This window comes from Flavobacterium piscisymbiosum (genome assembly GCF_020905295.1).
In the GTDB taxonomy this organism is placed as follows: domain Bacteria; phylum Bacteroidota; class Bacteroidia; order Flavobacteriales; family Flavobacteriaceae; genus Flavobacterium; species Flavobacterium piscisymbiosum.
In genome coordinates this window covers 1,867,366-1,889,594 of the sequence record NZ_JAJJMM010000001.1, presented here as the reverse complement: position 1 = coordinate 1,889,594, position 22,229 = coordinate 1,867,366, and the positions used below count along the sequence as shown (strand labels likewise).

16 protein-coding genes and 1 pseudogene are annotated in these 22,229 nt (G+C 33.9%); 6 read left to right on the top strand and 11 right to left on the bottom strand.

Translation table 11 applies throughout. The features are described 5' to 3' along the window. Nucleotides 1-82: 82 nt before the first annotated feature. A complete protein-coding gene (locus LNP81_RS08455; protein ID WP_230034989.1) occupies nucleotides 83-715 on the bottom strand; it encodes a hypothetical protein in 633 nt (210 codons plus the stop codon). Between the two features lie 33 nt (nucleotides 716-748). After that, nucleotides 749-1,192: a nucleoside deaminase gene (locus LNP81_RS08450; RefSeq protein WP_230034987.1), complete on the bottom strand. Its 444-nt coding sequence runs from the start codon at nucleotides 1,190-1,192 to the stop codon at nucleotides 749-751. Nucleotides 1,193-1,253: 61 nt separating this feature from the next. Here LNP81_RS08450 and LNP81_RS08445 point away from each other — a divergent pair, with 61 nt between their 5' ends. From LNP81_RS08445 to LNP81_RS08430, 4 genes are read left to right on the top strand one after another with little or no spacing between them, the layout of a single operon-like run. Then, nucleotides 1,254-2,027 (top strand): hypothetical protein, encoded by a 774-nt coding sequence (locus LNP81_RS08445; RefSeq protein ID WP_230034985.1) that lies wholly within the window; start codon nucleotides 1,254-1,256, stop codon nucleotides 2,025-2,027. A 53-nt stretch (nucleotides 2,028-2,080) separates the two neighbouring features. Beyond that, nucleotides 2,081-2,974, top strand: a complete 894-nt coding sequence (locus LNP81_RS08440; RefSeq protein ID WP_230034983.1) for a hypothetical protein — start codon at nucleotides 2,081-2,083, stop codon at nucleotides 2,972-2,974. 39 nt (nucleotides 2,975-3,013) lie between these two features. Then, nucleotides 3,014-4,801, top strand: a complete 1,788-nt coding sequence (locus LNP81_RS08435; protein WP_230034981.1) for a 1-deoxy-D-xylulose-5-phosphate synthase — start codon at nucleotides 3,014-3,016, stop codon at nucleotides 4,799-4,801. A 33-nt stretch (nucleotides 4,802-4,834) separates the two neighbouring features. Further along, on the top strand, nucleotides 4,835-5,836 hold the full coding sequence (locus tag LNP81_RS08430) for a DUF3078 domain-containing protein (protein WP_078006263.1): 1,002 nt from the start codon (nucleotides 4,835-4,837) through the stop codon (nucleotides 5,834-5,836). 91 nt (nucleotides 5,837-5,927) lie between these two features. On the opposite strand, the gene LNP81_RS08425 is transcribed toward LNP81_RS08430, so the two are convergent. From LNP81_RS08425 to LNP81_RS08400, 6 genes are all read right to left on the bottom strand, one after another. Next, nucleotides 5,928-7,274 (bottom strand): deoxyguanosinetriphosphate triphosphohydrolase, encoded by a 1,347-nt coding sequence (locus LNP81_RS08425; protein ID WP_230034979.1) that lies wholly within the window; start codon nucleotides 7,272-7,274, stop codon nucleotides 5,928-5,930. Between the two features lie 139 nt (nucleotides 7,275-7,413). Then, on the bottom strand, nucleotides 7,414-8,196 hold the full coding sequence (gene pflA / locus LNP81_RS08420; RefSeq protein ID WP_230034976.1) for a pyruvate formate-lyase-activating protein: 783 nt from the start codon (nucleotides 8,194-8,196) through the stop codon (nucleotides 7,414-7,416). Nucleotides 8,197-8,479: 283 nt separating this feature from the next. Next, on the bottom strand, nucleotides 8,480-10,714 hold the full coding sequence (pflB, locus tag LNP81_RS08415) for a formate C-acetyltransferase (RefSeq protein ID WP_346432737.1): 2,235 nt from the start codon (nucleotides 10,712-10,714) through the stop codon (nucleotides 8,480-8,482). A 136-nt stretch (nucleotides 10,715-10,850) separates the two neighbouring features. Further along, nucleotides 10,851-12,005, bottom strand: a complete 1,155-nt coding sequence (locus LNP81_RS08410; RefSeq protein ID WP_230034974.1) for an L-lactate MFS transporter — start codon at nucleotides 12,003-12,005, stop codon at nucleotides 10,851-10,853. Between the two features lie 32 nt (nucleotides 12,006-12,037). Beyond that, entirely contained in the window at nucleotides 12,038-12,277 is a 240-nt protein-coding gene (locus LNP81_RS08405; RefSeq protein WP_255700740.1) for an Lrp/AsnC ligand binding domain-containing protein, read from the bottom strand. Nucleotides 12,278-12,316: 39 nt separating this feature from the next. Then, on the bottom strand, nucleotides 12,317-12,898 hold the full coding sequence (locus tag LNP81_RS08400) for an outer membrane beta-barrel protein (RefSeq protein ID WP_230034970.1): 582 nt from the start codon (nucleotides 12,896-12,898) through the stop codon (nucleotides 12,317-12,319). A 145-nt stretch (nucleotides 12,899-13,043) separates the two neighbouring features. Between LNP81_RS08400 and gldA the strand changes: the two genes are divergently transcribed. Together gldA and LNP81_RS08390 are read left to right on the top strand one after the other, a co-directional pair. Continuing rightward, complete coding sequence (gene gldA / locus LNP81_RS08395; protein WP_230034968.1) at nucleotides 13,044-13,940, top strand: gliding motility-associated ABC transporter ATP-binding subunit GldA; 897 nt, start codon at nucleotides 13,044-13,046, stop codon at nucleotides 13,938-13,940. 697 nt (nucleotides 13,941-14,637) lie between these two features. Further along, a complete protein-coding gene (locus LNP81_RS08390; protein WP_230034966.1) occupies nucleotides 14,638-16,761 on the top strand; it encodes a TonB-dependent receptor domain-containing protein in 2,124 nt (707 codons plus the stop codon). 386 nt (nucleotides 16,762-17,147) lie between these two features. Here the strand turns inward: LNP81_RS08390 and LNP81_RS08385 are convergent, their stop codons facing one another. The 3 genes and pseudogenes from LNP81_RS08385 to LNP81_RS08370 all read right to left on the bottom strand — a co-directional run bounded on the left by LNP81_RS08385 (nucleotide 17,148) and on the right by LNP81_RS08370 (nucleotide 22,057). After that, nucleotides 17,148-18,311 (bottom strand): PepSY-associated TM helix domain-containing protein, encoded by a 1,164-nt coding sequence (locus LNP81_RS08385; protein WP_230034964.1) that lies wholly within the window; start codon nucleotides 18,309-18,311, stop codon nucleotides 17,148-17,150. Nucleotides 18,312-18,404: 93 nt separating this feature from the next. After that, nucleotides 18,405-19,583: pseudogene (locus LNP81_RS27555) on the bottom strand (DUF4374 domain-containing protein). A 101-nt stretch (nucleotides 19,584-19,684) separates the two neighbouring features. Next, nucleotides 19,685-22,057: a TonB-dependent receptor gene (locus LNP81_RS08370; protein WP_230034958.1), complete on the bottom strand. Its 2,373-nt coding sequence runs from the start codon at nucleotides 22,055-22,057 to the stop codon at nucleotides 19,685-19,687. Nucleotides 22,058-22,229 lie beyond the last annotated feature (172 nt).

Below are 22,229 nucleotides of genomic sequence, written 5' to 3'. Positions count from 1 at the left end.
GCTATATCTTTTCCTTACTAAAGAAGCAATAAAAAGTATGCCTCTCCTATCTGGGCGAGGGCATTTGTTTTCGTAAGATGATTTAAAGCTCTGTTCCCAGCTTCGATAAAACCTTATCCATCTCAAGAAAATGAGTTTCTGAATTTGAAGCATAAAACAATTGGTTACCAGCCATAATTACAATCACATCATCATCGTAATTACCATAGAAATTTATTCCATCAAGCCATTGTTTAAATGAAACATCCTTGCTAACGAAGTTTTCAGTTATAAAATCGAGTTCATGAGGTTCTAATTCGTAAAATGTATTACAGGGAAACTCTAATGCAAAACCAGCCTGAAGAAAAGCCATTGCTGTAAAAAAATCGGTTAAGGTTTGCGTTTCCGGTTTCCATATTTTTTGATCCTCGCTCATGTAAACCGGCGGATCAGATTTCGACAAATCGTCTTTGTGAATTCCCCAAACACAAGCTCTTTGATTTTCAGAATAAAATATCAAATAATCGTCATGTTTGTAATATTGAAAACGCTCTGGTGTAATTAATAAATCCTGAGTGTGATTCAAATTTTGAATTTTACCTAATTCAGTATAATAATCCGTAAATACTTTTGGAAGATCTCCAAATATATCCTTTACAACCTGAATTTCATCAGTAGTAAACCCACAAGATTCGGTAATATGAAATAGTTTTTTAATTGTGGAGAAATCGGTCATGTCATTAATTTATAAAAAATAATTCAGCATCTCTTACTTCCGTTTTTCAATGAAAAAACGCTTCATTAAATCGGCCGCTTCATTTGCCATAATACCTGAGACTACAGTAGTTTTAGGATGTAGTTTTGTTCCCATTGCAATAAAACCACGCTGTTCATCACTGGCGCCAAAAACAATTTTAGAAATCTGACTCCAATATAAAGCACCGGCACACATTTGGCAAGGTTCAAGAGTAACATAAAGTGTACAATCTTTAAGATATTTTCCGCCCAAAAAGTTTGCGGCGGCAGTTATCGATTGCATTTCGGCATGAGCTGTAACATCATTTAGCAATTCGGTTAAATTATGACTGCTTGCAATTACTCTGTCTGCAACGACAATTATGGCTCCAACAGGAATTTCGCCTTTCTCAAAAGCCATTTCAGCTTCCTGCAAAGCTTTTTTCATAAAGTATTCGTCGGTGAAGGGATTTATCATAATTGCAAAAATAAGGTTTTAGTATTATTTTTTATTACATTTAAATATTGAAATTCAAAACATGGAAAGAAATTTTAAAATAACGATTCCAGAACCTTGCCACGAAAACTGGGATAAGATGACACCAAAAGACAATGGAAGATTTTGTTTGAGTTGTTCTAAAACCGTTGTTGATTTTACATCAATGCTTCCCGAGGAAATTCAGCAATATTTTATTTCAAATAAAAATGTCTGTGGAAGACTTAAAAGTGAACAGCTAAGTGAAATAAATATTCAGATTCCATCTCAAATATTACACAGCCAAATCCATTATCGAAAAATGTTTTTATTGGCACTTTTTATAGCTATGGGCACTACATTATTTAGTTGTCAGGACAAAGACGGAAATAAGAAAAAAATAGATACAATTGAAGTTGTAAAAGATATCAAACCGCAACAACATGCTACTACTGGAATTATTTTGATGCCTGTAGACAAACTTAACGCCGAAGAACATTCTCAATCTGAACAAGACGTACCTCAATCTGGACATTACGGAGTTATTTATAATTCAAATGATTTAGACATTGCAGCTGTTCCAAAAAATGGAATAAAAAAATTCAATTCTAATTTTTCAAAAAATCTTATCACAGCAAAACAAGGAGAAATATCCGTTTTATTTGTAATTGAAGGTGACGGAAGTCTTAGCAATTTTAAAATACTTGAAAATACAACGTCAGCAAGTGAAAAAGATATTATCGGAATTTTAGAAAAAACTCCAAAGTGGGTTCCGGGTAAACGAAAAAACAAAATTGTTCGATCAACTTATGTTTTACCGATTACAATTAAACAATGAACAATAAACACAAATTAACGATTCCAGAGCCTTGTCATGAAGACTGGGATAAAATGCAGCCTAAAGATAATGGTCGCTTTTGTTTAAGTTGTTCTAAAACAGTTGTAGACTTTACAACTATGCTGCCTGATGAAGTTCAACATTACTTCACCCAAAACCAAAGTACTAACATCTGCGGAAGATTTAAAAAATCTCAATTAGATACGATAACAATTCAAATTCCAAGCCGTATTCTTTATACACAAACGCATTATCACAAAATATTTTTATTAGCATTGTTTATCGCTATGGGAACGACTTTATTTAGCTGTGCTGATAAAGATGGAAATAAGAAAAAGATAGACAAAGTAGAGATTATTCAAAATGATCCTACAACAGAACATATTTCTATTGGTGATACAAAAATTAGTAATTTAAACAATGCTCTTTTATCGCCTCCACCTCCACCAAAAATAGATCAGGTTAAATTTGTGAAGGGAAAAGGCAGAATTAAAAATGCAAAACTTGTAAAACCAGTACGTACAAATTGCACGGAGATTACTCATGACAAATCGCCATCAAAAAGAAGCGATAAGAATAAAGTTGCTAAAGATTCTATTGTAGAAAATGAAGTTTACTACACGGGAGCAGTAGTAGAAACAAAGCCCAGCTACCCCAGTGGAATTGATAATTTTTATGAATTATTTATAAAAGAATTTAAACGACCGGAAGAAACTGAAAATTTAAGAAATCGAATTATAGTTTCGTTTGTGATAGAAAAAGATGGCTCACTTTCAACTTTTGATTTTTCAGAAAATACAGACTCAAAAATAAAAACCGAAATAACTCGTGCTTTAAAAACATTACCTAATTGGGTCGCAGGTACACAAAATGGCAAAAAAACAAGAACAAAATATAGTATGCCAATAGCATTTGAAAAAGACTCTTCTGAAAATTCAAAGCAATAAGTTTAAATTTAAAACCGTAAATTTGCTTTTTACCTTACAATGAAAAGCAACTTACTTTCCAATATATACAATCCAACTGATTTACGGTTATTAACCGAAGCGCAACTTCCTCAAATTGCACAGGAATTACGTCAATTTATTATTGATGTTGTTTCGGTAAAAGAAGGGCATTTGGGCGCTAGTCTTGGTGTTATTGAACTTACGATTGCTTTGCATTATGTTTTTAATACTCCTGAAGATTTATTGGTTTGGGATGTTGGACATCAGGCTTACGGACATAAAATTTTGACCGAAAGAAGGGAAATCTTTCATACCAACAGGCAAATAGACGGAATTTCTGGTTTCCCTAAAAGAAGTGAAAGTATATACGATACTTTTGGCGTTGGACATTCCTCTACTTCTATTTCTGCTGCACTTGGGATGGCGATTGCTTCTCAGCTAAAAGGAGACTTCGATAAACAACATATTGCAGTTATTGGTGATGCTTCTATCGCATCCGGAATGGCTTTTGAAGGTTTAAATCACGCCGGAGTTACAGATGCCAATTTACTGGTGATTTTAAATGATAATGCTATTGGAATTGACCCTAGCGTTGGTGCTCTTAAACAATATCTTACTGCTGTAAAAGAAGGAAAGAACCCGAAGAAGAACAACATGATCAAGTCTCTTAACTTCGATTATTCGGGACCAATTGACGGGCATGATATTCCGACTTTAATAAAAGAATTAAAACGATTAAAAAAGATAAAAGGCCCTAAATTCCTTCATATTGTTACCACTAAAGGAAAAGGCCTGCAACAAGCTGAAGAAAATCAGGTAAAATATCATGCGCCCGGGAAATTTGATGCTTCAACAGGAGAGATTATTTTAAAATCTGAAGAAAATTTACCTCCTAAATATCAGGATGTTTTTGGATTGACCATTTTGGATTTAGCCAAAAAGAACGATAAAATCATCGGAATTACACCTGCAATGCCATCTGGTAGTTCTTTAAAGTTCATGATGGATGAAATTCCCGAACGTGCTTTTGATGTAGGAATTGCTGAACAACATGCCGTGACGCTTGCTGCCGGAATGACCACGCAAGGCATGATTGTGTATTGCACCATTTATTCTACTTTTTTACAACGCGCTTACGATCAGGTTATTCACGATGTGGCGTTACAAAACTTACCGGTTATTTTTTGTATCGATCGTGCAGGTTTGGTTGGCGAAGATGGAGCAACACATCATGGTGTTTTTGATATTGCTTATTTACGGGCAGTTCCCAATATGATTATCTATGCTCCGATTAACGAAATTGCACTGCAAAACATTTTATATACGGCCCAATTAGGACTAAATCATCCCATTGCGATTCGATATCCGAGGGGTAGAGGCGTCTTACCAAATTGGGAAGTAGAAAATTTCGGACATTATGAAAAAATTATTATAGGACAGGCTAGTCAATTAAAACCCGGAACAAAAACGGCCGTTTTATCTACCGGAACAATTGGAAATAATGTCACTTTAGCGATTAACGAATGTGACAATTCCGAGTCAATTGCACACTATGACTTTCCATTTATCAAACCATTAGATATCAAATCATTGATTAGTATTTTCAATACTTTCGAAAGGATTATAACTATTGAAGAAGGGACTATAAACGGAGGCTTTGGAAGCGCCATTTTAGAGTTTGCCGCATCTTATAATTTCAAAAATAAAATAGAAATTTTAGGCGTTCCTGATGTGTTTATTGAACATGGAACTGCAAATCAATTACAACAATTATGCAAAATAGACGTTAAAAGTTTGATAAATCTTTTTTCAACCGATACAAAATAATTATTTTGCACTACCAAAAAAACTAAAATCATAATGAAATTATTGCGTTCTACCCTTTTGCTTCTATTGCTTTTGTGTACCTCACATAACTTTGCTCAAATTATACAAACGACTTTAGCGCCTAATCAGCTGCCGCCGCCACCTTCTAACTGGACTAAGAAAAATCAACTGGGATTTGATATTTCCGAAATTGCTTTTGTGAACTGGAGCGCGGGGGGAACAAGTTCGATCTCAGGTTTGTTTAAGGGTGAATTTGGAAGAACTTATATCAAAGGAAATCATAAATGGGCGAACGAACTTATTGTAAAATATGGTTTAAACAAACAAGACGGTACCGAATTAAGAAAGACTGACGATGCTGTTATGCTGAATTCTACTTACGGATTCAGAAAAGATACGATTTCGAATTGGTATTATTCGGCTAAATTTAATTTCAATACGCAGTTTACAAACGGATATAATTACCCAAACAGAGATATTGCTATTTCGAAACCTTTCGCACCAGCCTATGTATTTTTGGGAGCTGGAGCTGAAAACTCAAATAAAAAGAAAAACAGAACGTTTTACTTCTCTCCTATTACGTTAAAAACTACTTTGGTGTTAGATCAGGATTTGGCCAACCAAGGATCTTTTGGTGTTAAAAAAGCAATTTATGCTCCGGATCCTATGGATCCTAATTCTCAAATTATAGTTGAAAACGGACAAAAAGTAAAAGCGGAATTTGGTATTTTACTAACTGCATATATGAAAAACGAAATTTTCAAAAACATTTTCTACGAGAACAGATTAAGCTTATACACCGATTATTTGAACAAATTCGGAAATGTCGACGTAGATTATGATACTCGTCTGGATCTTGTTGTAAACGCTTATGTAAAAGCAAATATTGGTATTCATCTGGTTTATGATGATGATATTAAAACCAAGAAAGATGTTGTTGACCCAACTACAGGATCGACTTCTCAGGTAAACGATGGGCCAAGAGCGCAGTTAAGACAAGTTTTGGGCGTAGGTTTAGTATACGCTTTTCAATAAAAAATAAACAGTATCGCTATTAAACAAAAAAACACCCGATAGAAACAATTTCTATCGGGTGTTTTTTTATATCAAAAAGGAAAAAAATGATTTAATTCTTCTTTCTTCCGTTAATCGTTTCAAATAATTCTAACGCATTTCCATCGGTTAAAAGCGAAACGTAATGACAAATATGAAGCAAACGTTCGTATAAATTCTCTTTCTCTAATTGATGCTTTTCCGGCAACATTTTCAAAATTAATTTATCGTAGTTGGAAGCAGTTCCTTCGTATTTATTATTAAAAGCAGTAATAAATTTATCCAATAAAGTCTGGATGATTTGATAACCCACAATTTCTTTCTCTATAACCTCACGGCTCTGATAGATTTTATCAACGCTTAAATTAATGATATCATTCATTTGCGCTTTGTATTTGCTTTTATCGGTTAAAGCAAAAGGAAATTTTCCGGCCAGAATTGCTTCTTCATTTTCAATAAAAACATTTACGGCATCGTTGATTAATGTTCCTATTGCAAGCGCACGTAAATAACTAATTCTATCTTCTTTGGTGGTTAAAGTCTTGTACTTCGCAACTCCAATATTGTCTTTTACCAGTTTTATTAAATATTCTAAAGCATAATCTTCAGATACCAATCCTAAGTTTATTCCGTCTTCAAAGTCAATGATGGTGTAACAAATATCATCTGCTGCTTCAACCAAATACGCTAAAGGATGTCTTTCAAAACCAATATCATCTCCTGATTTATTGGCAATCATGCCCATATCTTTGGCTACTTCTTCGAAGAATGCTTTATCCGTCTGGAAGAAACCGTATTTTTTATCGGCGATATCATTTGTTGGTTTTTTAGGTAAGCTTTCTTTTGGATATTTCATAAAAGCACCTAAAGTAGCATAGGAAATTCTAAGTCCACCCTCGATTCCCGGACGACTTGCCGTAAGAACCGAAAATCCGTTTGCATTTCCTTCAAAATCAATTAAATCCTGCCATTCTTTGGCGGTTAACTGATCTTTGTATTTTAAACCGTTTCCTATCGAAAAATATTCTCCAATGGCTTTCTCACCAGAATGTCCAAAAGGCGGATTACCAATATCGTGTGCCAAAGAAGCCGCAGCTACAATAGCACCAAAATCATTCATATGATAACCGTGAATTTCTTTTAAGTGAGGATATTTTTCAATGATTTTTTTTCCCACCAAACGCCCCAAGGAACGTCCTACCACTGAAACTTCTAAACTATGCGTAAGTCTCGTGTGCACAAAATCTATTTTAGAAAGCGGAATAACTTGTGTTTTATCCTGCAGTGATCGAAATGCAGCCGAAAAGATAATTCTATCATAATCAACCTCAAAACCCAGTCGGGTATCGTCTTGTTCTACACGTAATCTCTTGCTAGTATCGCCTTGGCGTTTGAGTGATAAAAGTTGTTCCCAGTTCATTTTTGTATTTTAGAATTCAGATTGTAGATTGTAGATTTCTCATCTAAGCGTCAAAAATACGTTTTATTTAGGATTTCATTCAACAAAATATACTATTTAAAAGATAAACCTCCTGTATATTCAGGCCAAACGCAACTTGCTACTTAAGTATGACATTTTTGAAATATTTACTAAAAATAGCAAATGCTTCTGCTTTACTTTCCGGTGTTGGTGCTGCAGTATCTTTAAGTGCATACGGCATATTAAGCAATTCCCATTTTTGAGATCCGAGCTGGTGAAACGGAATAATCTCTACGCGCTCGACCGTTTTATAATTGGTAAAATGTTGTCCCCATTTTTCCATGTATTCTGGTTGGTCTGTCCAGCCGGGAACTAAAACATATCTTAACCACATTGGTTTTCCGGTAGATTCTCTATAAGCAGCAACCTCCAGTGTATTTTTATTCGTCAAACCGGTTAATTTATGATGTATCTCGTCATTAATATGTTTTACATCCAATAACAAAAGATCAGTATTATCAAAAAGTTCCTGTGCCTGGTGATTATTTAGTCTTCCGTTGGTATCAAGACAAGTATTGATTCCCTGTTCGTGCAATAATTTAAAAAAGTGCAGTAACTTGTTTCTTTGAAGTAAAGGTTCTCCTCCGGAAACTGTAACTCCTCCGGTTTTACCAAAATAGCTTTTCTGACGAACAGCTCTTTTTACCAGTTCTTCTATTTCGACCAAAGAGCCTCCTTTTACATCGAGTGTATCAGGGTTCTGGCAATACAAACACCTAAACTGACATCCCTGTGCAAATACCACCATTCGAATACCGGGACCATCATGGGTACCAAAGGTTTCGAGAGAATGTATTCTTAAATGATCGGGATCATCAATGTTTAATTTAGCGGCTTCAATATCTTGTAATTGAAAATACATAGTTTCTTAAATGAAATTAAAACAATAATAACGAATTGGGGTAATTATTTTAACACATAGAAACATAGCTTTTCTATACTTAAAAAGGCGCTTCACTTATTTGAAATACACATAAGCTATCTATGCGAAAGAAATGAGTTTCTTTTTGTATCCTTCTTTTGTCTATAAAATCTATGTTTCTATGTGTTTAATTTTTTTATTAATTACACCCAACAAGTTAATAATAAAAAAATAGGCTGACTACATTCCAGCCAACCTATTTTAACTTTACAATTCGCTCGATTTACATTGCTTCATGAAAAGTACGCGCTATAACTTCTAACTGATGCGCTCTTGATAATCTCACAAAATTAACAGCATAACCCGAAACTCTTATGGTCAATTGTGGATGATTTTCAGGATGATTATAAGCATCTTGAAGGGTTTCGCGATTTAATACGTTCACATTTAAGTGATGCGCCATTTGTGCAAAATAACCATCTATGGTGTTTACCAGATTACTTACTTGCTCTTCTCTGGTATCTCCTAATGATTTCGGGATCATAGAAAACGTGTTAGAAATACCATCTTGTGCATCATTGTAATCTAGTTTTGCAACAGAATTTAACGAAGCAATTGCTCCACTAGAATCACGTCCGTGCATTGGGTTTGCTCCCGGTGCAAAAGACTCACCATCTTTACGTCCGTCAGGAGTTGCTCCTGTATTGGTTCCGTACATTACATTCGATGTAATCGTCAATAACGAAAGAGTTGGTGTTGCATTTTTATATGCAGTATGTTTTCTAAGCTCTTTGATAAAGAAAGCTGTAATTTCCTGAGCAATAGAGTCGACTCTGTCGTCATCATTACCAAACTTAGGATAATCACCTTCAATATTAAAATCTACTGTAATTCCGTTTTCATTTCTGATAGGTTTTACTTTCGCATATTTTATTGCTGATAACGAATCTGCAATAATAGAAATCCCTGCAGCTCCATAAGCGATATCAACATGCGGATCAGAGTCAATCATAGCCATTTGCGCTCTTTCATAATAATACTTATCATGCATATAATGAATAATATACATTGATTTGGCATATACTCTGGCTACTTCTTTCAGCGTACGTTTAAACACATTGCTTACTACATTATAATCTAATACTTCGTCGTGAATAAACGGAATATCTTTCATGATTAATGCTCCGCCACGTTCTTCTCTACCTCCGTTTAAAGCAATCAATAAAGCTTTAGGTAAATTGGCACGTGCCCCAAAGTGCTGAATAGATTTACCAATTTCCTGATGCGATACACAACAAGCAATTCCATAATCATCAGAACCTCTGTTTGGTCTCATCAAATCATCATTTTCGTATTGAATTGATGATGTATCAATTGACACTTGCGCACAGAAATCTTTAAATCCTTGTGGAAGATCTTCTGACCATAAAACTGTTAAGTTTGGTTCTGGAGATGCTCCTAAATTATATAATGTCTGAAGGAATCTGAATGAAGATTTGGTTACTTTCGTTCTTCCGTCATTAAACATACCTCCAATACATTCTGTTACCCATGTTGGGTCTCCACCAAATATTTCATCATAAGCTCCAGGTCTTAAATGGCGTACCATTCTCAATTTCATTACAAACTGATCTACCAATTCCTGTGCTTCAAATTCTGAAATTAATCCTTCTTTCAGATCTCTTTCTATATAAATATCAAGGAATGAAGATACGTTTCCTAAAGACATTGCTGCTCCATCCTGCTCTTTTACCGCAGCCAAATAAGCAAAATAAACCCATTGTACCGCTTCTTTTGCATTTTGCGCAGGAAGTGAAATATCAAAACCATAATCAGCAGCCATAATCAGCATATCCTGCAAGGCACTAATTTGCGCCGAAATCTCTTCACGCAAACGAACTTTATGTTCGGTCATTTCGCCGCCAACTCTATTATGATCTTCTCTTTTAAAAGCAATAAGCTGATTAACTCCATACAAAGCCATACGACGGAAGTCACCAATGATACGTCCGCGGGCATAATTATCAGGCAAACCTGTTAATATATGTTTAGAACGATAATCCCTGATCTCTTTATCATAAGCATCAAAAACTTTTTCGTTATGATTTTTAGCATAGTTAAAAATATCTATTACACGATCAGAAACTTGTAATCCTCTTTCTTTTACCGCAGATTCAACCAATTTAATCCCTCCAAAAGGTTTCATTGCTCGTTTTAACAATTCATCTGTTTGCAAACCAACCACCACTTCATCTTCTTTATTAATGTAGCCTGGTTTAAATGCATTAATAGTTGATATTGTTTCTACATCAATTGCCGAACATCCGTTATTTGCTCGCTCTTTTAATAAAGCTTCTTTACAGATATCCCACAATTTTGTAGTTTTTGCTGATGGTCCCGATAAAAAAGAAGAATCCCCTTCATAAGGAGTAATGTTTTTTACTACAAAATCCTGAACGTTCACTGATGCCCCCCATTTTCCGGGTGTAAATACCATTTTTTCGACACTTGCTTTCATAACTCAAAATAATTTAATTGCGTTTATTATATGATCAAATTTCGACACTTTTTAGGCCGAAAACTATGACAATAATCATAAAAGGAACTTATTTTTGCAAAATTCACAATTATTTACTATAAGTAAGTTTTTGTTTTTATATTAAGCACATAATGGCAGTAAACATTAAAATTCCGGCGAACAAATAAAAAATCGTTGTATAATCTTTAGTCAGCCCAATTAATCCTGGTCCAACAAAAGCAGCTACCGACCAGGCTATCAATATAAAACCAAAGGGTGAGCTCATTTTATTTGGTCCATAAATATCCTTAACAAAGGCTGGAATCGTTGCAAATGCCCCACCATAACAACTTATAATAATAAATATCATGATTTGAAATAAAATGGGAGAATTGGTATGACTTAAAACCAAAAAGCAACAAGCTCCTATCGTATAAAACAAAAAGAAAGTTGACCATCTGCCAATTTTATCAGAGATACTGGACCAGAACAATCTTCCAAATCCGTTAAAAAAACCAATAAAAGCAACAAAATTAATTGCCTGGCTATCCGTAATATGAATTAATTGTTTTGCCATTGGTGCTGCAATAGAAATTAAGGCAATACCACAAATTGTATTAAAAAAAAGCATCAGCCAAAGACCATAAAAACGAACGTCTTTTAATAATACTTTTAAAGGAATAGTAGCATTATCCTGTACCGCATTTTCGATCTGAATACTGGAAACAGGAAGCAAAAGAAATAATGACGCCAATACCATTATTAAAAAATAAGCACTGCCTAATAAATAAAAAGCTCCCGGAACACCGAGTGATGCCGTTAGAGGCAAAATAAGTCTTGATGCCAATATAGAACCCACGGCAAAAGACATAATAACCAATCCGCCTGCAAATCCTGGTTTTTCAGGAAACCATTTTACAACAACCGAAATAGGCGTAATGTACCCAAATCCTAAACCTATGCCACTTATTACGCCATAAAATAAATAAAACAATAGCAATGACTTTTCTGCAATAGCAAATCCGCTGCCTATTAATCCTGCGCTAAAAAACAATGCAGCAAGTAATCCGGCTTTTTTAGGACCAATTCTTCGAACAAATTTTTGCATGAAAGCAGCAGTAAGACCCAAAAAACAAATGGCTAAACTAAAGGAAAGTTTTAATTGATGCGCATCCCAGCCATTCAATTCATGAATAGGATTAATCCAGACACTGTAAGCATAAATCGAACCTATTGACAATTGCAATAACATTCCTGCTGATGCAACTATCCATTTATTTATTTTTATCATAAGGCGACATATTTAATATGCGTCTTACAAATTTAGAAGTCGAAATTTACAGAAAACGTGATTTTTATCTTGTTTCTATTAAAATACCAAGAAAAATTCACGAAAACGTTGTAAAAAAAATAAAACTCTAATCCAGTACTATGTTTTATTTCTGCCATCACAAAAATACTGTTGGTGTTTCCTATGTTTTCTATTGTTGATAATTTATTCATTACAAAATCCTGATAACTAGTCGTATCCTGAACCTCTAAAACACAAAAAAAGCACCCCAATTGGAGTGCTTTTTCTGAAATTGAATATATAATTTAAGATTAGAAGTTTTTAGAAACTCCAATATTAAATGTTTGTCCAAAGTTGAAGTAGAATTTACTAACATCTGGTCCGTTATTATCATAACTCAATGTTTCATATCCTAAACCACCAATACTGAAGTTAAGACCAAAACCTTTTTTCATGTTAATGAAAAGAGCTGGAGTTACACCTACATACATACCATCTGCTTTAGATTTTGAATAAGCATTTGCAGGACCATATACTTTAGATTTTTCATTTTGAAAACCAGCACCCATATCAGCAAAAATAGAGAAAGTTTGGCTCAAAGGCACTGAATAACGAACAAATGCTCCTATTTTGAAATTATTATTTTTAATTTCTGTAGTTGCAGTTTCGTTTTTAGCAGAAGCTACTGTAAATTCACCTCCAACAGTCCAGTTGTCATTAAATTGGTAACCAACTTTAGGAGAAAAGCTAAATGAATTTTTTGTTGTTTCACCAAATTGAAATTCTGATTTTTCAGAAGTGAATCCGATGTTTCCACCAACTAAGATTGTTCCTTTTTGTGCATTTGCAAAGCTAAACATAGCTAAAGCCAGAATAAGTAAAATTTTTTTCATTGTAAATATTTTTTTTAATTACTACTGCTTTAGCAATAACGATGCCGTTGCTGTTGGCCTTTAAGTTTTTTTTATGATTTCTTTAAAAGACAAAATCGTAGCAATCGATCGTATTTCTGTTTACTTTTGTAGCAAATAAAAAGTCATGTCGATAGAAGTAAACAACATATCAAAAAGTTACGGAACTCAAAAAGCATTAAATTCAATTTCATTTTCTATTCAAAAAGGAGAAATCGTTGGATTTCTTGGTCCAAATGGAGCAGGAAAATCTACTTTAATGAAAATTTTGACTACTTATTTACTTGCCGATGGCGGTTCAGCCCTTGTAAATGGTCATGATGTCATGACGAGCGCAAAGTCAGTTCAACGTTCTATTGGCTATTTACCGGAACATAATCCGTTGTATCTGGATTTGTATGTTCGTGAGTATTTGGCTTTTAATGCCGATGTTTATCAGGTTCCAAAATCAAGAATCGAAGAAGTCATTCAACTGACAGGACTGACACCGGAAAGCCATAAAAAAATAGGACAATTGTCTAAAGGATACCGCCAGCGTGTGGGACTTGCGAATGCTTTATTGCACAATCCGGATGTTTTGATTCTGGATGAACCTACTACTGGTTTGGACCCGAATCAGTTAATGGAAATTCGTAACGTAATTAAAAATGTCGGAAAAGATAAAACCGTTTTTTTATCAACTCACATTATGCAGGAAGTCGAAGCCATTTGTGATCGTGTCATTATTATTGACAAAGGACAAATTGTTGCCGATAAAAAATTAGATCATTTAGTATCTGAAGATAAAGAACAAGTTATCGAAGTAGAATTTGATTATCAGATACAGGAACAACTTCTGGCAAAACTTGAAAACATTACTTCATACAAAAATATTCACGATATGACTTGGGAACTTACTTTTGTTGCCGAAAAAGATATGCGTCCGGCTATTTTTGATTTTGCCAACGAAAATGGTTTAAAAACATTACAACTCAACCAGAAAAATAAAAACCTGGAAGCTGTTTTTAGAGAAATTACTAAATAGCGTTTTTCAGTTTACAGTCTCGGTTTACAGATAAAAGTCAATTCTTTCATTATTAAGGATTGGCTTTTTTTTGTAATACTTTCTGATGTTACTTTCACTAATTATTTTTTACCGCAGAGAACACAAAGCTTTTTATATAAGAATGCCTTTAGAAAGCACAGAGTTCGCAAAGCTAAGTTAATCCAATCCCGATAGCTATCGGGATTGCGAACTTTACTTTTAAAAGCTAATAGTAAAACTTAGCGAGCTTTGGGGTAATTTTTTTTCCACTTTACAGGTTTGGGATTGATCTATTACTTTTTTAAACGCAGGCTTGCTTTTATTGGCTTTATTGTCAAAATATTGATTTTAGAGTACATTTTATTCCTTTTTAATAAATCGCGAAAGGCTAATTATCAATTTGTTATGATATCACAGGCAAATTTTAACTATTTTTATTTAGACTTGTTATAAATAGTGTTATATTTGAACATTGAAACTTCAAAATACCACTCAAATGTTCTCTGTATTCAGCCTTATTTCACCTTATTTTTCGAAACTATCTAAGTATTTTTTATTTCTTTTAAAACTACTTTCTGATAAATTAGAACAAATCGTTTTAGACTGAGCATTTCTTCTTGAATGATTAAGTCTTCTCCTCACAAATCTGGCATCACAATAAAAGCCTTACTCCCAAAAAAAATCAAATCCAAATATCATGAAGAATATTATAACATCTCTTATGCTTGCATTTTCGGTCTACGGTTATTCGCAGACAGAAAAAGAAACAGACAGTATTGTCGAAACTTCTATCAATGCATTAGATGAAATTGTAATTACAAAAAAGAAAGTTTTATATACCCAAAAATCAGACAGATTAGTTTTTAATGTCGAAAACAGTATTGTTTCTGAAGGCGGAACAGCATTAGATGTTTTATCGCGTGCTCCGGGTGTTGTCGTGTCTCAGGATGGCGAATTATCGATTCGCGGACAACAAGGTGTTGGCGTAATGATCAATGGCAAATTGACCCAGCTTTCGCAAAAAGAACTGGCCAATTATTTAAAATCGACCACTTCATCAAATATCAAACAAATAGAGGTGATTACCAATCCTTCCTCTAAATATGACGCTACCGGAAAAGCCGGAATTATTAATATCATTTTAAAGAAACCAAATGCGGGCGGACTTAAAGGAACTGTTTTTACCAATTATGGACGAGGCCGAAAAAACAGAACCAATTCTGGTGCCAACTTAAGTTACAATAAAGAAAAATTTGGTGTTTATGGAAACTACAGCTACACTTTTAGAGGGGAAGAAGAACGTAAAGAATTTGACCAAAATCAATATACTGATGCAACCCGCCAGACCATTTCGACAAAAAACCATCAAACCTCAACGACTGATGAACCATTGACTTCGAACAATTTTAAAATAGGAACAACTTACGAAGTTTCTCCTAAAACGAATTTGGAACTCTATGTTGATGCTAAATTGGGCCGCTACGAAAACATCGCTAATGGTAGAAACACCTTGCTTAACGCTACAGATCAGGTGCAATTTGATGCTTCGACCTACAATGACAGCAAAGAGAAATGGAATGATTATACGTATGCATTCTCCGGGGTTCATAAATTTAATACCGAAGGAAAAAATATGTCTTTTGATTTTGAATATGAAACTTCAAAATTTAGATCGAATCAGTTTCAGAGTGCCAGGAATATAGATCCTTTAAGTACTGCTAACATAAATGACAGAAGAGGTTTTATTCCGTCGCAATTGAAGGTTTTTACCGGAAAAGTAGATTTTACAAATCCGCTGAAGGAAAAACAGTCTATCGAATGGGGATTTAAAGCCAGTATAAAAAACAACGATAATCCATCGGTTTACGAATACAATGACAATAATCAATGGATTGTAGATCTTAATTCGACGAATCATTTTGAATATAAAGAACAAATTTATGCGGCTTATGCCAACTTTAAATATCAAATGGAAAAATTGAATATTCAGGGTGGTTTACGTACTGAATATACTGCGATAAACATTTTACAAAAAACGCTGAATGAAGAGCATAAAGACGATTATTTAAAATGGTTTCCGAGTGTTTCTATGAAATATGAACTGACCAGCAATCATTCGATACATGCTTCATATAGTAAAAGAATCAACAGACCAAGTCAGTTCGATTTGAATCCGTTTCGTTTTTATGATGATTCCTTCAACTATTCTCAGGGAAATCCGAATCTGGTTCCTGAAATCACACATTCTGCAGAAATAGGTTATGCCTGGAAAAGTGCTTTTATGGCTTCATTATATTTCAGCAAAACAAAAGATGTTTTTACCGAAGTATATGTTTATGATCCGGCCAATAATACCACGGTAACTTCTCAGATTAATGTAGACAAGTCTTATAATTACGGAGCCAATATTACCAATACGGCCGAAATTTATAAATGGTGGTCTGTAAATACGCTTTTTAATATTTTCGAAAATAAATTTATGGGGAATGTGGTCAATACAGACAAAATTGACCCAATTGTTACCTTGAATTTAAGCGTTCAAAACTCCTTTACCATTACAGAAAGCTGGAAAGCTGAAGCTAACGCCCAGTATCAGTCAAAATCGAATCTTGGTATATATGAACGAGATGCTTTCTTTGATTTCAGCATTGGTATCTCAAAACAAGTATTGTCCAAAAAAGGCAATATCAAACTGAATGTTACAGACATTTTCAATACCAATAATTTCCACATCAATTCGGTTATAGCGCAAACGAGTATTAATAAAAGATATGATCTTGATAATCGTATTGCCACAATAGCTTTTACATATAGAATCTAATATTTTGAGTCTTTAGTTTCCCCCTTGTTTTTGTTTTTTTTTGATGGAAAGAGCCTGTTGTAGTTAGCGGGCTCTTTCTGTTTTTAGTTGATAAATCACTTGCGAATGTTGGCGAAAATGGCACACGGATGACACAGGTTTAAACAGATTTACGCTGGTTTATTTTTACTGTTTTATACTACACGAATGTCAGACTGAGCGAAGTCGAAGTCCCACAAAGTGACTCAGCGTACGGGACTTCGACTTCGCTCAGTCTGACAATGAGATAGATTTTGAGATTTCTATTATATCTAAAAACGCATAAAAAAGTCTTTTGAAGAATGTTACTTCTACCAAAAGACTTTTAAGTACTAACCAACAAAAAAGTAAATAAAATTAAAGCCGAATTATGCTTTGGTTTTTTGTTTTTTCTTTCTTCCCCACCAGATATAAAATCCGGTAACAGGCAAACTGGCACATATTAAACTGCCTAAAAAATAGACAATTTTGGTTGGTATACCTCCAATTGCACCAACATGAAGACTATAATTGGAGCGCATTAACCATTTTGAAAAACGGGCATCACCAATGTAGTCCTGCGAACTTGGAAGTAATTCTAACGTTTGGGAATTAAAGTATAAATCTCTCCAGACTCCTTTATTCATATCTGTACAGGCATAGAAATCGTCTTTTGGTTCATCCGGAAAATGAATAATAACGGCTTCTTTATTTTCCTTCGCAATTTCTGTTCTTACTTTTTTCCAGATAATATCGGCTCCAGCCAATTTATCTAATTGCTGTTGCGATAAAGTATCTTTTTTGACTGCAACAACTTGTTCTTTCTTGTCTTTTTCATCAGCCCATCCTCCGGCTATCCAATAGGTACTTTCTCGTAACCAGTGAAAACTCATCAACAGTCCTGTAAAAGCGATAAGTACGGCCAAAATCAACGTATAAAATCCCATAACATTATGCAAATCATAATTAAGGCGTTTGAATTTTGCATCCCATTTTATTTTAAAACTAGCGTTTCGGGTTGTTTTATTCCATTTTTTTGGGAACCAAAGTATCAGTCCGCTTATGAGCAAAAAGAAGAAGACCACCGTTGCCCATGCAGTTATTTGCGAACCAATTTCACGCTCTAACCAAAGATTACGATGCCCTTCATCCATAAAATGAAAGAAATCTTCATGATGTACCATTCCAGTAATTTTACCGTTATACGGATTTACATAAATCAACGAATCCGATTCGATATCGACCTTAATTGATTTATCTAAACCATTATACCAAACGCCATGAATTTCTTTGTTAGGCAATGCTTTATGAACAGCAGCATATATTTTTGAAGGCGGTAATAATTTCTCCTGACCTTCAGCTTCGACATTTAAATACGGTGAAGTTAGCGCTTTGATTTCCTGTTCGAAAACCAAAATACAACCGGTAATTCCCATAATAAACACGATTATTCCCGATGCTAACCCAAGCCATAAATGCAACCAGGCATTGATTTTACTAAACCGTGATTTTTTATTTTTTTTATTTTTTGATTCTGATGATGAAGAAAACATATTTAAAGAAATATAAAAGATAAAAAACCACAAGCCACCTAAATGGCCTGCGGTTCAAAAAAATAATATAGTATTGTAATTTTTTTATTTAGATTATTTCAAATTATCTAAACGTAAAATATAATCATAACCTCCAACAATTTCTACACCCGGAGTTACAGCACCTGTTGTAGTATTCACTTCCCAAACATAATCCTTAGTAGTTTCAGCATTAACCTGAATAAATACTTTACCATCAGATGTAATTACATTTTGTAACTGGCTTCCTTTATCTGCAGGTAAATCTAATTTTTTAATTACCGAGCTTGTCGCGATATTAATCAAGGCAAATTTAGTATTAAACAATGTCGAAGGACTTGCTGCTACTATTTTTGAATCTAAGTATTTAACAATTGCTTTACCATTACCAACATACCAGAATCCACTTGCAGTTTCTCCTCCTAAGGCAGTACCAAGGTTAAAATTATAAGTAGCATCTATTGCACTTGTACCTTTTTTAATTCTAAATATTTTTGTTGGACTTTCTTTAGTAGTCATTCAATCAGCAAAAAACATCATGTAAACATCACCAGCCTCATCAGTACAAGAAGTAGGCATCCACATATTAGATCCTCCATTACCATCAGCATCAGAGCTTTCGATAACTTTTTCAACAGCAAAACTTGGATAGTTTACTACGGCAATATTCATACCTGATTCAGCAAGTGCAGGCCAAATAGCCATATTAGAGAATGCTACATATATTTTTCCGTTTGAGTATTCAATATTACCTTGATTATACGAAGAATATCCAGTTGGAATCGCTGGCAATGCCAATTCTCCATTTTTAATTTCAAGTGTTGTAGCATTTACAACAGTATATAAAACTTTGTTTCCATCACCATTCGTACCAAACAATAGTAGCGTATTATCATCTACCCATGTATAACAATTTATAGATTTTTGATATGTAAAAGGTACTTCTTTTACAACAGCTAATTGATTGTTCTTAAATTCGAATTTAGTCATTTTACCAAAGTTAGAACTTGTACTTGGATAGTAGTAAAATCCGTTTTTGGCAATAATTCCATAATCTGCCTTGCTTGTCACTTCGGCACCATTACCTACTAAACTAACACTGCCTTTACTTAAATCATCAACCCCTACAACGTACTGAGTTGTATTTGGCCAGCTACCTAATTGCAGCCATAGCGCATAATCAGCTTTTCCATCGCTTCCAGAATCATCACTTCCAGAATCATCATTGCTAGAGCAGGAAATAGTTGTACCCATTATTAGCGTACTAATAAATAGAAAATAAAAAGAGGGTTTAATAAATCGTTTCATGTTTAAATGTTTTTTATATAGTTATTAAAAAATAATTTCGTTCAATGTTATTTTAGGAAATAATGAAATTTAATTGAAAAAGAGCGCCCTTGTTTTTGCAGCTTAAAATTATCATAAGCTAAGTAGTTTGTTAAATTGTTACATTCCAGAGAAACATTGTACCTTCCTTCATTCATAGAATAAGAAACAGATACATTTTGTATGTATTGGTCAGGAATTTTACTATTATCTACTCCATACTTTGCCCAGGTTAGGTAATACCAGTGTGTGTATTGTAAATCCCAATTAAATTGTAGATTATTTCCTTTTTTGATGAAGTCCGACTTTCTATATCCTAAATTTGCATTACCAAACATCCAAGGCGTATTAGGCAAGTCATCCCTGTATGTCGCTGATATTGTTCCTGAATTAGATCCATTAGGATATTTTGTATCATCAAGTGTTTTTTGATAAGTAAAATTTATTCCGGCGTTTATTTTATTCTGATAATTATACTTAATATCTGCCTCTAAACCTTTAACAATTATATTTGATGTATTTTGAAATTTGCTTATTTGAGTATTAGATTGATAAACAATTGCAGAAATAAAGTCTTTTGCTTTTCTTAAATAGCCACCCGTTTCTACAAAAAAATGATGATTTTCTGCTTCATTCTTCCAATATCCTCCTACGTTGTAATTGTTACTGTTTTCTGGTTTAAGATCCGGATTAGCTACAACAGAATATCCATTACCAAACATTTCATCAACTCTTTGTAAGCGATATGCTTTTTCATAAGACGCTTTTATACCTATCGATGGCGTTATTTTATAGCGTGATGCAATTCCATATCCGGTGTAACCATTGTTATCTTTAATAGTTCCGCCGGCTCCAGTTCCGGAATCAGTAATAGCAAATGGCTGTTCTAAAATCATTCCATAATACTTTCCGAAAAATGTGTTGGTTAATTTTTCTTCAAAGAAATTCTGTTGATAGGATAATCCTACGATATTTTTTGTAAGTTTCCCTGGATTATCATCTTTATCATTAATCAATTTGTCATAAGTCTTGTTATCGACCTTGTCCAAAGTATAGTTAAGACTTAAAGAATTATTATCGTTTATTTTGTAGCTTAGATTCGATGCGATAAAATATTTTGGACGCTGAATATTCCATTTAGTTGCTTGCTTACCTGTTTCAGAAAATTGATTCGGCACATACTTTCCATCCCAGTAATATTTTCTATATGCAAGGTCTGTAACAGTATTTTGATCATCAGAATAAGAAGAAAACAAGCTGAAATCAAGGTCTTTTGTGAACAAGTTCTTTTTTAAATATCGTAACGAAAATGAATAAGCATCTCCTCCTCTATGCACCTGACCGTATACTACGTTCTGGTTAGTCCCCGTTTGTATTCCTTTTTCTGTTGCCGAATAACTTCCTCCAATAAAGAACACATCTGCCCAGGATTTATCAACAAAACCTAATTCTGCTTGTCCCATTACAGACTTAAATTGATCATTGAATCTTCTAAAATCTCCCTTAACAAAACGACCATTATCTGCATCAATCACTTCCCTTACCTCTACTCCTCTCATTTTATAATCGTTGTCCGAATAATTTAAAAAACCCGAAGCTTTAAAAATCAGTCCTGATTTTTTATCACGTGCCTGCCCTGTCAATGAAGTACTATGCGTATTAAAGGACCCGAAACTATAAGACATATCCAAATAATCTGATATTTGGTGATTCGTAATAATATTTACGGCACCACCAAGAGCATCAGAACCTAAGTTTACTGGTACTACACCTTTATATACTTCAATTCTTTCAGATAAATTAACCGGGATATTGTTTAACGTCATTGAACTTCCCATAATATCCAAAGGAATACCATCTATAAAAAACTTTATGGCGCTACCAGAAAGTCCATTGATAGAAAACTCAAAATCAGAACCCATACCTCCTTGCTCCCTAACTTTTACTCCGGTAGTTTTGTTCAATACCTGACTCAAATTGGATGTAATATTGGCCATTGCTTTCGTATCGACCGCATTAACCTGAAAAGCAGATTCTTTTATTTTAGTTACTTTCGATATCCCTTTAACCTGAACTTCGTTTAAAGCAGCCATATCCTCTTCGATACTAATGCTTGGTACTGTTTGGTCTGATTGCAGATTAATTTTGGTCTGTTTAGATTTAAATCCTACTGAACTAACAGATAACACATAATTTCCCGGTTCTGCAGCTATCTCATATTCTCCGTTTTCATTTGTTAAAGTAGAATAAGCTGTTCCTTTTAATGCTACAGAAACACCTTCGGCAGGTTTACCAGTATTTTCTAAAATGATTCCGTTTAAAATTACTTTTTTGCTTTGTGAGAAACCCTGAATTGAAGTTAAGAGAATCAAGGCTAAGGAAAATATTTTACTTATTTGCATTACTAAAGGTTGAAATTAATTTGGCACAAAATTAACATCAAAAAACAGTATTTGTAACTTATTTTTAATTATTCTAAATAAACTCAATGATTAACTTTCAAATAGAGAAATCAATAAAAAAATAACTGATTCCTTAATAAATAATTAAGACTGACTTAAGATTTGCTTAAAT